We start from the raw sequence: 14,927 nt of genomic DNA on the forward strand, positions 1-14,927 counted from the left end.
ACTCCCCTTTTTTCCGTACTTCATTAGCCCAAATCTCGTTGGTTTAGTTTCCGCAGCGTCACCGAGGACAGTGAGGCCAATCCAACAATCCCTACTGCCAGTGTGCCCCACATCAATGGAGACCGTACGAGATGTTGCCGGGAGAACTCCAGGGTGAACGACATGAGGTTGCCGCCAAACCAATTCGCAGCAAATGCGATTAGCCCCAAACCAAGCATCAGCAGGAAGGTTAACCATAAATAAACTTTGCCCTTCTTCAGAAGCTCGAAGTAGATGAACACCCCGTTGATCAATAATCCATAACCGTTCCAAGTTAAAGCAAACACAATAAATGTACCAAGCCCCAATCCACTGTTATTCATCAGTTTCGTTACCAGATAAATACCGCCGTAGAACAAAACGCTATTCAGCAGCATCGCTGCCCCCAATTGGATCAACCGTTCCCGAATCACTGTCTTTAAGGGAATCGGTAACACACGGTAATAACGCAGCATCTGAGTATAGGTGTCTCCTTTAATGTAGTTAAATGATCGCCGAGTAAAGAAGAAACCCGTGAACGGAACCATCGCTAGCATCAAGAAGTCAACCATCGGATTCATTACGTAATCGGTCTCCTCCCGAGCCCCCACCAAGGAGCCGAGCATCAGCGCGACGTAGAGCATAAAGATGACGTTCCAGATCAAATAAAGCCGATCGTTTCGCAAATCTTTTTTGAAGATGAACCACGCGTCTTTCCAACTGTCCAAGTCGATCAACCTCTTTTCATCCCATTCGCCTTCAGCCTGTTCTCTCATTCGCCGATGGAATTTGATAATCACTGTGCTTACTGTTTATATCTTTATACACAGTATAATCACTGTGCTCACTCATGTCAACATTTTCCTTTGATTACATAATAAAAACGCCAACAGCGCGATTCCTCAAGAATCCGCCATTGGCGCTTAGCCTTACGATCAAATGAAGTTTTCCGTTGGACTAGCCTACCCTAAGCTCCCAAAATCACTTCCCACACCGGCTTCGTATGGCCGCCCGGATACATCAGGTACAACAGCACATATACAGCTACACCGGTAATGGCCGTACAGAACCAAATGACCGAGGTCACCCGGCCCCATTTGCGGTGTTTAGCGTATTTTGCCTTAAAGCCTAGTACCAACGTAGTGATTCCGAATACAGCCGCGACGGTTGCCAACACGATATGGAAAACAAGGAACGTTTGATAATAGCCCTTCAGGCTGTCCGGTCCGCCCCATGACGTATTGCCGATAAATACGGTCCGCGACATGTAGATCACGAAGAACAGCAAGGCAGCCGCGGCGGCAGCGATCATCGTCTTTTTGTGGGCTTCTCGTTTCCCTTTGATGATTAGCCCCCAACCGATCGCAACCAGCACCGCACTAATGACGATAAACGATGTGCTTAGCGTCGGAAATAACGTGAACAGATCCAATTTGCATCCTCCTAAACATAGACCTCATTTTGTGAGCGTGTACACGGGCCCTGTTATGTCACGGCCCAGCTTGCGGGGGCAGCGGCGGATTTAAGGGATCATTCGGTCGCGCCATCCCCAACATTTCATCTTCCTCGGCGTTCTCCCGGTTCTCTTGCTTGTACCACTGGAAGAATACATAAGCCAGCATCGACGCAAAGATGAATTCCTGAATAAATTTCATCAGGATCCCTCCCACCTGCTGATCAATGTCCGGCTGCAGGTAACCAAAGAACTCGGGACCGCCAAATTGGCGGAGCAGCATCGCCGGATCGCCAGCCACGCAGTAGCCCATTGCCCGCGCCCAAACCGCAGGATCGCTGTACGTCGCATACAGCGGTTCATCGGCAAAGATGATCAGTCCGCAGGCCGGCGTCAACAGAACCATATTGAGGAAGATAAAACCCATCTTCTTGAGCCCCTGAACACCGGCCCGTTCCGGCAGCGGGTTGACCAACGTCCACCACATGAGCACCGCGGCGACAAATAAGACAATGTAATACAAGCGATGTATCCCGAAATGAAGCATGACATAATCATGCACGACCGGCAGATGGTAAAACGAAAATAACCCGTTAAACACCACAGCCGCTACTACCGGACGAGCAAACACCTTCAACTTACTCAAAGGGCTCCCGGCCAGGTAAGAGGTAACTCGCCGCCAAACCCACGGCGGCAGGCCCAGCATTAATAACGGCGGCGCCAGCAGATAGGACAACGCCATGCTGAGCATGTGAAAGCTGAACATCATGTGGCCCAGCAGTTCCACCGGACCTCCTTGAGCCAGGTAGAGCAACACCATCCCGGTAACGAACAACAGTTTCCGTCCTACCGAAACGTGAGAATTCCCCTTCGCCCATCGTTCACTGCCCGGCCCGATCAACACGAAATACCCGCCTGTAATCAATAGCATCAAGGCCAAGAATACCGGACTCCAAACCGCCGTAAATGTAAAATATTCTAATCCCAGCACGGCAAACCCTCCTTCCGTAGCGCCATCAGTTCTGTCCAAATTGTGAACAAGCCTGCAAATACGACAAAAACGGTGACAGCGCCCCAAAGGGGCGGTACCGTTTCTGCTTTGTTCCTATAGATATCCAGTTCTTCGTTTACCACCACATCCAATATAACGCGGCAATAATCGCGGTAAATGCAACGAAAAATCCGCCAGCCATGAAGATAATCGGGATCAAATGCCCCTTATCCTTCATATGCATCCAATAACCCAGTTGAATCAGCACCTGCAACACCGCCATCACGAGCAGCAAAATAACGGTAAAAGCGGTGTTCACCCCGCCTGCCGCAACCGCTGCGAAAGCGATAAGGGTTAGGACGATGGAGAAAATAAACGCGATGATATGCTTCTCCGGACCTTCATGCCGCTGGCGATGCTTTACCGCCGGCGAACCGTTCGATTCCTGATTAACCATCCGTTAGACCACCTTTCCGAGCAGGTAGACAACCGTGAAGATGAACACCCAGACCACGTCGATGAAATGCCAGTAAATGGCCGACACATAAACCTTCGGTGCCGTGACTACATTCAGGCCCTTCTTAAAGAGTTGCCCGATGAGCAGAGAAATCCACAAAATCCCGAACAATACGTGCGCTCCGTGGAAGCCAACTAACGTGTAGAACGCTGAACTGAACGCACTTGTCGTCATCCCGTACTCTTCATGCAGCACATACTCGGCAAACTCGTAAATTTCCAGTACAAGGAATGCGAGGCCGAGCAGCACGGTTACGCCTAACCAACCCGCCAGTTTCCCTTTATCGCCGCGATGCATCGCCTGGATGGCGAAAACACTCGTTAAACTGCTGACCAAGAGGATAAAGGTTGCGGCTGCCGTCATCGGTAAGTTAAACAGTTCGCTTGCAGACGGGCCATCGGCGATTTGGTTCCGCAACGTGAGGAAAGTCGCAAACAAAGTACCAAACAGAACCGCCTCGCCTCCGAGGAACAACCAGAAGCCCAAAATTTTATTACGGCCTTCCAGCGTTGCCTTCTCCGGTTCATGCGGCAGCGTGCCGGTTACATGCGATGTGTTTGGCGTACTCATGCTTTGACCCCCTTCCCATTCAGTTCGTCCAGTTCAATGTGCCAGCCGTGATCGTCATACAACGAACGGAGCAGCATGCACAGGAACGTGATCGCCAAGCCGATCCCGACGACAATATAGTTGTTGAACAGGAAGTTCATCAAACCGTTACCGAAATCATCGTTCGTGAACATAAAGCCCAAACCCGCGATGAACAAGCCGACCGACATAATGAAAGGAAGAATCGTCGGCGATGGCATATGGATCGGTCCAACCGGCTCCGCCGGCGTCATTTCCTTATTCCCGGCCATCTTCTCTTTCCAGAACGCGTCGATGCCGCGTACCAGCGGAATTTGTTTAAAGTTATACTCTTCCGGCGGCGAGGCAATCGACCACTCGAGCGTACGTCCGTCTTCCCAAGCATCGCCAGGTACGCCTTTCGGTTTGCTTGCCGTGATGGCGATATTCACCAAGAACAAGATCACGCCAACCCCCATCAGGAATGCACCGATCGTACTGATCAAGTTCATCAAATCAAAGCCTTGATTCGGCAAATACGTGAAGACGCGGCGCTGCATCCCGATCAAGCCAAGGAAATGCTGCACGAAGAACGTCATGTGGAAACCGATGATAAAGAACCAGAACTCCCATTTACCGAGTCTTTCATCCAGCATGCGGCCGAACATCTTCGGCCACCAATAATGCAGTCCGGCAAACAAGCCGAGTACAAGACCACCTACAATAACATAGTGGAAGTGCGCTACGACGAAATAAGTATCATGATATTGGTAATCCGCCGGCGCCGAAGCCAGCATGACCCCGGTTACCCCGCCCATAACGAAGGTTGGGATAAACCCGGAAGCGAACAGGTTTGCCGTCGTAAAGCGGATTTGTCCGCCCCACATCGTGAACAACCAGTTGAAGATTTTGATCCCCGTCGGAACGGCGATCAGCATTGTGGCGATAGAGAACAGGGCATTAGCCACCGGTCCCATCCCTGTCGTAAACATATGGTGCGCCCAAACCATGAAGCCGAGAAAGGCGATCAAGATCGTGGCGAATACCATCGAGCTATAACCGAACAGTCGCTTACGCGAGAACGTACTTACAACCTCGGAGATGACTCCAAACGCCGGCAATATCAAAATGTAGACCTCGGGGTGACCGAAGATCCAGAAGATATGTTGCCATAGCACCGGGTTGCCGCCGCTTTCTACATTAAAGAAGTTAGCGCCAAGAATCCGGTCGAACGTGAGTAGCACCAATCCAACCGTGATCGCCGGAAAAGCGAACAGGATCATTGCCGACGTGACGAACGACGTCCAGGTGAACATCGGCATCCGCATAAAGGACATCCCCGGCGTACGCATCGTGATGATCGTCGCCAGGAAGTTAATGCCGCCGATCAGTGTCCCAAGACCGGCAATCTGCAGGCCGATCGTGTAGAAATCAACCCCGTGCGTCAAGCTATAGGTCGTTGACGACAGCGGCGTGTACGAAGTCCATCCGGCATCCGGAGCGCCGCCCATGATCCAACTGAGGTTCAGCAGCAAGCCGCCGAACAGGAACGTCCAGAACCCAAGGGCGTTCAGAAAAGGAAACGCCACGTCCCGAGCCCCGATCTGCAGCGGAATCACCGCGTTCATCAGAGCGAAGATGACCGGCATAACGCCAAGGAAAATCATCGTTGTGCCGTGCATCGTGATTAATTCGTTAAATTGCTGCGCCGTTACAAAACTATTCATCGGTTTTGCCAGCTGCACGCGGATCAGCAATGCTTCGATGCCGCCGATCCCAAAGAAGAAACCGCCCGCCACTAAATACAAAATGGCGATTTTCTTGTGATCGACCGTCGTCAACCAGTCCATTATTCCCTTGTGCCGCTTGACAGTGTGAGCATGAGCCAAGGTTTGTACCCCCTCTTTTAATTCCTATCCATCCATGCCGTCCATAGAGGCACGCAAGATTAATAAGATAATTTGCTGTTTGCCAAGTAGTCGGCGATCGCTTCAATATCCGCATCCGTCAATCCGAGGTCTTGCTTCGGACTCGGCATTTTGTTGCCCGGTTTCACCTTCTGCGGATCTGTCAGCCATTCCACCAAATTATCCTTGACCGGTTTGCCGTCGATCGGTTTGCCGGACGCTTCTGCATTATGTAAAATGCTCGCTACCGTCTCTCTGCTGCCGATGCCCGTCAGGTTTGGCCCGATCGGTCCACCTTGGTCGCCAACGGCGTGGCAGCTCAAGCATTGCGTCTTAAACACTTCAGCCACGGCCGGATCTTGAATCGTTTGGACCGGCGCCTTCATCGCTTCAACCCAACGGTCGAAGGACTCCTGGCTAACCGCCTTGACTTTGAATTCCATGAAGGCGTGGGATTTCCCGCACAGCTCGGCGCATTTCCCGAGGTAAACCCCTTCATTCGTGGCTTCCAGCCAAGCTTTGTTGACCGTTCCGTCCGTATTCGTATCCGTTTTTCCGCCGAGCGAAGGCACCCAGAAGGAGTGCAGCACGTCGGCCGTCTTCAGCTCAAGCGCAATTTTCTTGCCCGTAGGAATGATCATATCCTGGGCTGTCGTAATTCCGTATTCCGGATAGGAGAACTCCCACCAGAACAAATGCGAAGTCACTTTGACTTTCACCGCATTCGCATCCTTCGAGTAGTCCTCGCCAAAAGCAAATACTTTCTGCACCGTCGCAACCGCCAGAATCAACACCAGGACCAGCGGAATGGCCGTCCAGATGATCTCCAGCTTATGGTTGCCTTCAACTTGCTTCGGAATATCCGTTTGACCCGGCTTGCGGCGGTACTTGACCCACACGTAAGCGGCAATTCCGAAAACGATCAGCATGACGACTACCATGATCGTAATCGACAGCTTAATTAGTCCAAGCTGACCCTCGGCTACCGGACCCTGCGGTCTAAGCACGGACAGGTCTTCGCGGCCGCATGCGGACAAGAGGAGCGCTAGCATGGCAAACATAGGTACTAGCCGCTTAACAGCCTTCCACGGTTTCATCATTGATCTACCCCACTTCTTACGTTTTCTTCCGCAGCATCACAGAGATTCTTAGCCTAAACAGCTCGAAAATCTACCTGTCTATCACGGAAACTACATTCCTGTCAATTACAACAATCACCTATTAAATATATGATCGAACCCCTCTTTTGTCAATGATTCAGGGGCAGTTCACAAATTGTTCAAATATCCGAAAAGCCGCACCACAAAAGGTTTTGTTAACGTTTTCCCTCGTTCGACACCCCTTGAAAAGGCTGCCAATTTTGAACATTTCCCGGCGAATTGTGACGAACCCTCGCTCTGCTCCATTTTTGACATTTCTTCAAACTTTATTTCATTATAACTGAAGTAAAAACCTGTTTTCTGCGTGGAGATACGGACTTCTAGAGGGACATTCAGCCGATGAACGGTGCATCCGTTGATCAGTAGAGGGTGCGAGTTGCTCGAGATACTACGATGTTGAGTTGGCGTTGGACGGTGGCTGACGGGTTGGTGGAGAGGGCCTTGCACTGGGTAACGGCGGAGATAGCGCGGGATTGTTTGCTCTAGGTGCGGTGAAGTAACTGGAGTGGTGTTGGGAGGGGGGGATACTCGGGATCAAGTGGACGCATTTGCTTGGTAACTAACTTTCTAGAGGCAACTCTAACGGAACGTAATGACCTTATTTGCTCATTTCCCGGCCATTTCCCACAGTAACGGAACCCAGAGACCTTATACGGCTTATATCGCCGGGATTTAGCCTTGATTGTACTAAATAAGGTCTCCCGGTTCCGTTAGAAATCGGGACATTGACAAATCCGATAAATAACGGCTCTTAGTTCCGTTAGAATATAGAAATGTGGCGATGGTACGTAGACGGAACGTAGTACTGAACATACGCGAAACGTAGCAGTACAAAGTTGGAGTCGCCCAGCCCCTCCCCATAAAATCTTATCTTAAAAAGAAAAAAGAGAGCTATGCGCTCTCTCTTCATCACCCTATTGTCCATTCGTAAGCACCAGCGGTCCGTCCTCCGTGATCGCCAGCGTGTGTTCGTAATGCGCTCCTAGGCTGCCGTCCGCGGTGCGAATCGTCCACCCATCGTCCTCCCACAACACGGCGCCGGTGTCCCCGCCGGTAAAGATCGGCTCGATCGTGATGACCATGCCCGGCTGCAGCGTTACCCCGCTGCGCGGACGGCCAAAGTTCGGTACGTCCGGTGCCTCGTGCATCGCCCGGCCGATACCGTGGCCGATCAGCGGCTTCACGATGCCGATGTTTGCCGCCTGCGCCACGCGCTGCACCGCATAACCGATGTCGCCGATCTTCTTGCCGGGTACGGCCTCAGCGATTCCGGCCAACAAGGCTTGCTCGGTGGTCGTGAGCAGCTTCTCCGCCTCATCGCTCACCTGCCCGATCCGATAAGACCAGCCGGAGTCGGCCATCCACCCATTTTTGCCCACAACGATGTCGATCGTCACGATATCCCCCGCCGCAAGCTTGTGATTACCCGGAAACCCGTGGCATACCACGTCATTAATCGACGCGCAGGTGGCAAACGGAAACCCGTGGTAGCCTTTCTGCTCTGCCGTGGCTCCCCGCTTCTCCAAAAACGACTCCACAAAGGCGTCGATCTCCAATGTTGTGATTCCCGGTCCAATCATTTTGGCGATTTCGCGGTGGCACTCGGCCAATATCCGTCCCGCCTCGCGGATCCGCTCGATGTCCTCTTTTGATTTTAAACGTACCTTCATGCTCCGGTTCTCCTCCCGCTGCCGTTCGACGATTGATTTCGTGAGTTTCCGCCTGTTTCATTAATATATGTGGGAACGGACGAAAAAAACCGCCCCGAACGCCCAAGGCGACGGAACGGCGATATGCTAACATTCAAATGGTTCAGGAAACGGACGAATCCAATTTCCCGAGCTCATGCTCAACCAGGTGGGTCAATTCCTCTTCATAGCCGCCCATAATACGATACTTGCGGACATATTCTTTCACGAACTTCTTCGGATCCTTCGGTTTGAAGATTCGGGTCATTTCCCGTAAACTTTCTTTCACTTCGTCATGACCTTTCGTTGCCATAGTGATTCCCTCCCAGAACGCTTAAGGTAAATGCTCCGATTTTGCGATGCCGAAAAGTGTAGGTTCACAATCATGAAGTCGTGCCGGCTATTCAGTTGTATGGAATGACCTCCTATTCCCTTATTGTAACATATTCAGGATCAGGTTTCAGCTTTCTTCCAATCGTACATTTTTTATCCGTTTGATCTAAACATATTTATAAACGGGAGGAAGGGGCAAACTACAAGCAACTTAAGGACATGGATTGGACTTGAAGAGGAGTGATATTTCATGACTTCCCAAACTCCGAAAATCATTATTTTATATGCCAGTTACGGGGATGGGCATTACCAAGCTTCCAAAGCGGTCGAAGCCAGCTTGCGGAGCAGAGGCGTGACCGACGTTACGCTACTCGATTTGATGGCTGAGGCCCATCCGTTGATCAACGGCATCACGAGGTTCGTGTATTTGCAAAGCTTCAAAACAATTCCCCGCCTCTACGGTTGGGTTTATAACGCCACGAAAGAAATGCCTCAGGAAGCGCCTTTGCTTGAAGTGATAAATTCGCTTGGGGCCGGGAAGCTGCAACAAACGCTGAGGGAACTTAGGCCAGATTTGATTATTCATACCTTTCCCCAATTAGCAATGCCCCGGCTGTTAAAACGGACCGGTCAGTCATTGCCGCTCGTCAACATCGTGACCGACTTTGACTTGCACGGACGATGGATTCACCCGGGGGTCGACCGTTACTACGTGGCGACCGACGACATAAAGGCAGAAATGATGAACCGCGGCATTCCCGAAGACCGTATTCGGGTGAGCGGCATTCCCGTCAAACCGGAATTTGGCCGCCAATCTAAGACCAGCGAGAAGTCCTTCCCAGAGCCACTCCAAAGACTTCTCTCGGAGCGTCCCGTCGGCAAACCCACCGTTCTGTTGATGGCCGGAGCCTACGGGTCCATGCAAGGAGTACGCGAAGTCATCGAACGGTTAACTGCCCTGGATCGTTATCGAGTCATCACGGTATGCGGGCGGAATCGCGAGCTTTACCGGGGGCTTCAGGGGCAACTCCGCCCCCATCCGGACGTTCACCTCATCGGATACGTCAAACAGGTGGCCGAGCTGATGCGGAGCAGCGACTGCATCGTGACCAAGCCGGGCGGGATTACTTTGTCCGAAGCGTTGGCCTGCCAATTGCCGATATTCATCTATCGCCCCGTTCCCGGGCAAGAGCTCAATAACGCGCGATACCTAGCGCAAAAGGGCGTAGCTTGCATCACCCGTACCCCCGCAGAGTTGGCTCAGGAAATCGACGCGCTCTTCGGGGATGAATCCCGACTGACCGAGCTACGCCAGAAAATCGAAAACCTCCGCCGGCCACAGGCCGCGGAGGTGATAGCAGATGATATATTACAGCAATGGTTCGCGCCCGAGCGGGCCGAGCTGGTTCTTACGTGAGAGGGCTCGTCATACATTTAAGGTAAGACAATCCTCTCCCGAAAGAAGGTCATGTCCTTATGTCCCCTTTTAAATCATCCACCGGCCTCTACGAAAACGTCGCCGGCTTCCTGTGTTACCTGTTCGCGTTTGTCGGCGGCGTCGCTTTTCTTGCCCTGGAGCGGCGCAGCCGATTTGTGCTGTTTCACGCCCTGCAATCGGTCATGTTGTTTGGCGGCTTAATGCTGGCCCACGCCTTGTCCGGATTCCTGCCGGTCATCGGCATTGTCGTCAATCTGTTACTGAGCTTGCTTGGCGTGACGCTTTGGATCGTGCTGATGCTGGCCACGCTCCAAGGCAGATGGTTGAAGCTGCCCTGGATCGGCGAACTGGCTGAGAGACAGTTACAAAGGATGTAGCTACTCCCTCAATCCGTCAACTGCCGATAATTAAACCGTAGCTTGGGCCGTTTCGCTTGAATCGGACTTAACTTCAGTCATGGATGCTTTACGTTTACCCCCTAGACCGTTAAACAGCAAATTCATCACAATCGCCGTAAAGCTGCCCGCGACGATTCCATTGTCTACGAGGATCCGAAGCGCGGCGGGCAGTCGATCAAACAGCTCGGGCATCACGGTTACTCCAAGTCCCATGCCGACGGAACAAGCGATGATCAACAGGTTCTCGTGCCGGTTCAAATCCACTTGGTCGCCCAGCATCCGGATGCCGGAAGACAAGACGAGCCCGAACAACGCGATCATCGCTCCGCCGAGCACCGACGTCGGTACCAACTGTGTCAAAGCGGCTATCTTTGGCACGAAGCCGATTAGAATCAGCAAACCGCCGGCCACCACGATCACGTCGCGAGTTTTCACCCGGCTCATTTGGACAAGCCCTACATTTTGCGAATACGTCGTATACGGGAAGGAGTTAAATATTCCCCCGAGCATGATCGCAAGGCCTTCCGCACGATATCCCCGTGTTAAATCCTTATCCGTAATCTCCTTATCCACGATCTTGCCCAGAGCCATAAACACGCCGGTTGATTCCGCGACGCTGACAATTGCCACAAGAATCATAGTTAGGATCGCCGAGGCATGAAAGGTTGGTTTGCCAAAATAAAACGGCTGCACGGCATGAAACCAACTGGCTTCCCTAAGCGGCGTCAGATCCACCTTGCCGGCGAGCGCCGCCACAAGGGTCCCGGCGATCAGTCCCAGCAGGACCGAGATCGAACGTGGAAAACCCTTAGCAAAGCGGTTCATCAAGATGACGAACAACAACACCCCGAAGCCAAGCGCAAGGTTGAGCGGGCTCCCGAAGTCGGGATTCTCGCCTGGACTGCCTCCGCCAAGATCGGAAATCGCCACAGGAATCAACGTGACCCCGATAATCGTGACTACAGAGCCGGTGACAACCGGTGGGAACAAAGCTATCAGCTTACCGAACAAACCGGCGAACAAAAAGACGAATAACCCGGAGGCGATGATCGCACCGTAAATGGCGGAGACCCCCGCACCGTCCGTCAGTCCGATGGCGATCATCGGCGATACGGCCTGAAAAGCACAACCCAGCATGACCGGGAGGCCGATCCCAAACCAGCGGTTCCCCCACACCTGAAGCAATGTGGCGACGCCGCAAGCCAGCAGATCGATAGCAATCAGATAGGTCAGCTGCTGAGGCGTGAAATGTAACGCGCCCCCTACAATCAGCGGTACGATAACCGCCCCGGCATACATCGCCAGCACGTGTTGCAAGCCGAGCGATAAGGTCTTCATCGGATGACGATGTTTCTGAAATATGCGTTCACGTTCCATATGGTTCAAGTTCCTCCCCTAGGTGATAATTAATCTCATGAATGAATGGGTGCATCCTCCAAAAAGGCAACCACTCCGTCTTCCAGCGAGGCAATTCGAACGAGCGATTCGACTTGGTATCCCGCTTCCGTGAGCAGCCGAGCCCCTGGCTGGAACGACTTCTCAATGACAATCCCAATGCCGGCGACTGTTGCCCCGGCTTTCTCTACGATACGGGCCAATCCGAAGGCTGCCTCGCCGTTTGCCAAGAAATCGTCCACGATCAACACCCGGTCGTCCGCACGCAGAAACTTTTTGGACACCGTGATCTCGTTCGTTTCTCGTTTGGTGAACGAGTAGACTTTTTCCACATAAATATTGTCCTTCAACGTCAACGACTGATGCTTGCGCGCAAAGATCATCGGGACGCCAAGCTCCAACGCCGTCATCATCGCCGGGGCGATCCCCGAGGATTCGATTGTCAACACCTTCGTAATGCCTTCGTCGGCAAAACGCCGGGCGAACTCGGCCCCCATTTCCTTCATCAGCACCGGATCCATTTGATGATTAAGAAACGAATCCACCTTCAATACCTGGTTCCCCAGCACGATCCCCTCTGCCATCACCTTGTCCTTCAGCAACTTCATTCCTGTTGTCCCCTCTCCAAATCGATGATTTCTAAATATCGGCTAAACGCAAAAAAGCCCATCCCCTGACGGAAATGGACATGTAGACAGAAAGCACCCGATGCGGACCCGAAGAACCAAGCGAAACCGGTTAATCAGGCGTTAACCTACCTGAAGCCTCCGGTTCCCGGGCTTATGCGCGGCGTTACTTTCCGTAGTCCGATCATTCCGGTGATCAGGTAGAGACATGCAGGCCGATTCCTGCACTTATACGGAAAATTCAAAGATGAACACACAATGTTAGAAGTATAACGCATCCCGCCCGGGAAGAGGAAGAGGAATTTCGAGGGATTCGTGAAAACTTTGCAAAGCTTTGCAAGATGATCGCGGGTAAACGGCGTTAAAGACCAGGTTAAAGCGGTTTAGGCTCCCGCGGCAAAAGGTTGGTGAGCAGCGATTTCAACTCGCCGTCTTCCTTATAGCTCTTCTCACCCGTGTCGAGGCGGCGGACCCGGATCTCGCTGTAATCCGCGCCGGCTTCCGTCGGCTTGAACACGAGGTTTTGACGATCCTCCAGACGCAGTTTATATCCCATCTCTTCAAACATTTGCAGAAAGTCGCTTTCGGCCGGATCCTTCCCAGGATCGAGAAAAAGCAACCCCCGCAAGCTCTTTACTTCATCCTTATGTACGACGTCAAAATGTACGATGCATTCCATATGCTTCACGCTCCTGAACACAGAATTATGCGGTATAGCATCCCCTGCAAGGGGTGGAAGCATCCGCCGAAGCAGTGCATTCCCCTGGACCGGGGCGCCGCAAAAATAAAACCGGCATGACAGCTGCGGAGCGCTTCGATCGCTTTGCCCCTGGGCCGCCATACCGGCGAATACCGCATGCTTACTTATTACTACGAAGGAGTGCACTCCCGCGCCTGTTTACTTTATGACAACCTGATGAACTTTCGTTCCGCCTTAAATTTGTTCAGAGCCGCAATGCGGACACCACTTCGTGCCTTTCACTAACGTAGAAGAACAAATTTGGCATTTGACCGTGGTCACGCCACCGATCACCACTTCCACTTCCGAATTCTCGGTTTGCGGCGCAGCGGCGTTCTGCGACCAGCTGCGAATGCGCCGATCTAACTCTTCCTGGCGTTTGCGCTCCCGCTCCAGCTCGCGCTGCCGACGCTCCTCATCCTCGGGGCCAACCGGCTCCACCGGTTCAGACACCTGCTCCGGTTCCCGCGGCTCCGTCTTCTCGCGAACCAGGGAAGCGGCAAGCACCAGCGTATCCATCTCGCCCACCGCCATCGACTCCATGACGGGCGGCTCGGAGCTGACCGCTGCCTCGCTCACTACCGGTGGTTGTACCGGTTCCGGAGCGGCCTTCAGCAGCTCCGCCGGGACAGATGGCTTAGCCTTGACCAGCTTATGCCCGCAATATTGGCAGAACAGGGCGTCCTCCGCTACGTTCCGACCGCAGGCGCCGCACAAGCGTTCATTTTTGAGCTCAGCGATTTTTAGCCGAATCTCATCGCGCTCTTCCGTCAGCAGATCACAGGTCTTGGCCAACTCGAGCATCTCTTTTTCCGCTGTGGCCATGTCCTTTTTCCGGTAAGCCTCATAAAACACTTCGCCCATTTTTTGAAAATATAAACCGAGTTCACGTTCGATATTTGAAATTTGGGTGTTCAGTTTACCGATCTCCACGACATTTTGCGCGCGATCGGTAACCTTGCCCGCACCGTCTTTCAACCGTTGTAAAATATTCATGACATGATTCCTCCCCGCGAAATATTCATTATCATACCAGATTTTGCCCCCCCATGAAACCGTCCTGCGACTCAGGAAGCGGCTTCTCCGGGTTTCCATTGGCGCCACGTTCCAAATCCGGGACAGCATGTTGTAATTTGTACAACATATGGGACACGGACGCGGGGATAGAACCTGAAATGTTGCTTTTGTTACAACATTTTTGTCCAGTTCAGCAACTGCAGGGGAGAAATGTTGCAAAAACTGTACAATTTCGACTGATACGAGAGCATGAAGGCTCAAATGTTGCAGGAAGTGCAACATTTCCGCCATTTCAGAGGCGGATGGGCCGAAAATGTTGCAGGAAATGCAACATTGGGTGTGGGGAGTGTCCTAAGGTGCGCATGGAGTGAGGGCAAAAGAGACAGCCGACCGCAGCGGTTGGCGGGTTCGGGGGCCTATCGCGGAGTGAGGCTCTAGCGGAGCCAGGCCTCACGAGGGGCCGTGCTGACCGTGCAGGGCAGGTCAGCGCGGCTTACGGCGCAGCGGGGCGGCAAGCTCCTCCGCCCGCTGCATGACCCGTTCGGCGACGAGCGACAGCCCCGTCGCCGCCCCCCGCACGCCGGGCAGCAGCGCAGCCCACGGCGTCGGGTCCGGGCCCGGCGGCGCGCTGGCCGCAGCCGGGCCCGCGGGGCCGAGTTCCACGTCGACGTCGTGGAACT

At 52.9% G+C, this 14,927-nt stretch carries 15 protein-coding genes, 1 pseudogene and 1 riboswitch; of the genes and pseudogenes, 2 read left to right on the forward strand and 14 right to left on the reverse strand.

What is annotated here, in order from left to right; translation table 11 throughout:
* Nucleotides 1-23: 23 nt before the first annotated feature.
* The 9 genes from IM700_RS18330 to IM700_RS18370 all read right to left on the reverse strand — a co-directional run bounded on the left by IM700_RS18330 (nucleotide 24) and on the right by IM700_RS18370 (nucleotide 8,614).
* Nucleotides 24-746, reverse strand: a complete 723-nt coding sequence (locus IM700_RS18330) for a hypothetical protein (protein ID WP_193416641.1) — start codon at nucleotides 744-746, stop codon at nucleotides 24-26.
* Nucleotides 747-985: 239 nt separating this feature from the next.
* Nucleotides 986-1,450, reverse strand: a complete 465-nt coding sequence (locus tag IM700_RS18335) for a DUF420 domain-containing protein (protein WP_155607281.1) — start codon at nucleotides 1,448-1,450, stop codon at nucleotides 986-988.
* Nucleotides 1,451-1,508: 58 nt separating this feature from the next.
* Nucleotides 1,509-2,462, reverse strand: coding sequence for a cytochrome c oxidase assembly factor CtaG (gene ctaG, locus IM700_RS18340; RefSeq protein ID WP_193416642.1), 954 nt, complete (start codon nucleotides 2,460-2,462; stop codon nucleotides 1,509-1,511).
* A 136-nt stretch (nucleotides 2,463-2,598) separates the two neighbouring features.
* Nucleotides 2,599-2,919: a cytochrome C oxidase subunit IV family protein gene (locus IM700_RS18345; RefSeq protein ID WP_155607283.1), complete on the reverse strand. Its 321-nt coding sequence runs from the start codon at nucleotides 2,917-2,919 to the stop codon at nucleotides 2,599-2,601.
* Nucleotides 2,920-2,922: 3 nt separating this feature from the next.
* Entirely contained in the window at nucleotides 2,923-3,549 is a 627-nt protein-coding gene (locus IM700_RS18350) for a cytochrome (ubi)quinol oxidase subunit III (RefSeq protein WP_155607284.1), read from the reverse strand.
* Nucleotides 3,546-5,396 carry a cytochrome c oxidase subunit I gene (ctaD, locus tag IM700_RS18355; RefSeq protein ID WP_193416864.1) on the reverse strand — a complete coding sequence of 617 codons (1,851 nt, stop codon included), beginning with the start codon at nucleotides 5,394-5,396 and terminating at the stop codon, nucleotides 3,546-3,548. Before ctaD ends, IM700_RS18350 begins: the two co-directional genes overlap by 4 nt.
* 98 nt (nucleotides 5,397-5,494) lie before the next feature.
* Complete coding sequence (coxB, locus tag IM700_RS18360) at nucleotides 5,495-6,553, reverse strand: cytochrome c oxidase subunit II (protein ID WP_155607286.1); 1,059 nt, start codon at nucleotides 6,551-6,553, stop codon at nucleotides 5,495-5,497.
* A 974-nt stretch (nucleotides 6,554-7,527) separates the two neighbouring features.
* Nucleotides 7,528-8,283, reverse strand: a complete 756-nt coding sequence (map, locus tag IM700_RS18365) for a type I methionyl aminopeptidase (protein WP_193416643.1) — start codon at nucleotides 8,281-8,283, stop codon at nucleotides 7,528-7,530.
* A gap of 142 nt (nucleotides 8,284-8,425) precedes the next feature.
* Nucleotides 8,426-8,614 carry a hypothetical protein gene (locus IM700_RS18370; protein ID WP_059042463.1) on the reverse strand — a complete coding sequence of 63 codons (189 nt, stop codon included), beginning with the start codon at nucleotides 8,612-8,614 and terminating at the stop codon, nucleotides 8,426-8,428.
* A gap of 270 nt (nucleotides 8,615-8,884) precedes the next feature.
* Here IM700_RS18370 and IM700_RS18375 point away from each other — a divergent pair, with 270 nt between their 5' ends.
* Entirely contained in the window at nucleotides 8,885-10,051 is a 1,167-nt protein-coding gene (locus IM700_RS18375; RefSeq protein WP_193416644.1) for an MGDG synthase family glycosyltransferase, read from the forward strand.
* A gap of 59 nt (nucleotides 10,052-10,110) precedes the next feature.
* The gene (locus tag IM700_RS18380; RefSeq protein WP_155607289.1) at nucleotides 10,111-10,449 is read left to right on the forward strand and encodes a DUF4870 domain-containing protein; all 339 of its coding nucleotides are present in this window, start codon (nucleotides 10,111-10,113) and stop codon (nucleotides 10,447-10,449) included.
* A gap of 30 nt (nucleotides 10,450-10,479) precedes the next feature.
* Here IM700_RS18380 and IM700_RS18385 read toward each other — a convergent pair whose 3' ends face one another.
* The 5 genes and pseudogenes from IM700_RS18385 to IM700_RS18405 form a co-directional block, all read right to left on the reverse strand.
* The gene (locus tag IM700_RS18385; protein WP_193416645.1) at nucleotides 10,480-11,847 is read right to left on the reverse strand and encodes a nucleobase:cation symporter-2 family protein; all 1,368 of its coding nucleotides are present in this window, start codon (nucleotides 11,845-11,847) and stop codon (nucleotides 10,480-10,482) included.
* Nucleotides 11,848-11,882: 35 nt separating this feature from the next.
* The gene (locus IM700_RS18390) at nucleotides 11,883-12,473 is read right to left on the reverse strand and encodes a xanthine phosphoribosyltransferase (RefSeq protein WP_193416646.1); all 591 of its coding nucleotides are present in this window, start codon (nucleotides 12,471-12,473) and stop codon (nucleotides 11,883-11,885) included.
* A 174-nt stretch (nucleotides 12,474-12,647) separates the two neighbouring features.
* Nucleotides 12,648-12,747, reverse strand: a riboswitch (purine riboswitch).
* 117 nt (nucleotides 12,748-12,864) lie between these two features.
* Nucleotides 12,865-13,170, reverse strand: a complete 306-nt coding sequence (locus tag IM700_RS18395) for a hypothetical protein (RefSeq protein WP_193416647.1) — start codon at nucleotides 13,168-13,170, stop codon at nucleotides 12,865-12,867.
* Nucleotides 13,171-13,425: 255 nt separating this feature from the next.
* Nucleotides 13,426-14,226, reverse strand: coding sequence for a zinc ribbon domain-containing protein (locus IM700_RS18400; protein WP_155607293.1), 801 nt, complete (start codon nucleotides 14,224-14,226; stop codon nucleotides 13,426-13,428).
* Between the two features lie 504 nt (nucleotides 14,227-14,730).
* A pseudogene (locus IM700_RS18405) lies at nucleotides 14,731-14,927 on the reverse strand (hypothetical protein); the annotation flags it as partial.

The organism is Paenibacillus rhizolycopersici, from assembly GCF_014947195.2.
Taxonomy (GTDB): domain Bacteria; phylum Bacillota; class Bacilli; order Paenibacillales; family Paenibacillaceae; genus Fontibacillus; species Fontibacillus rhizolycopersici.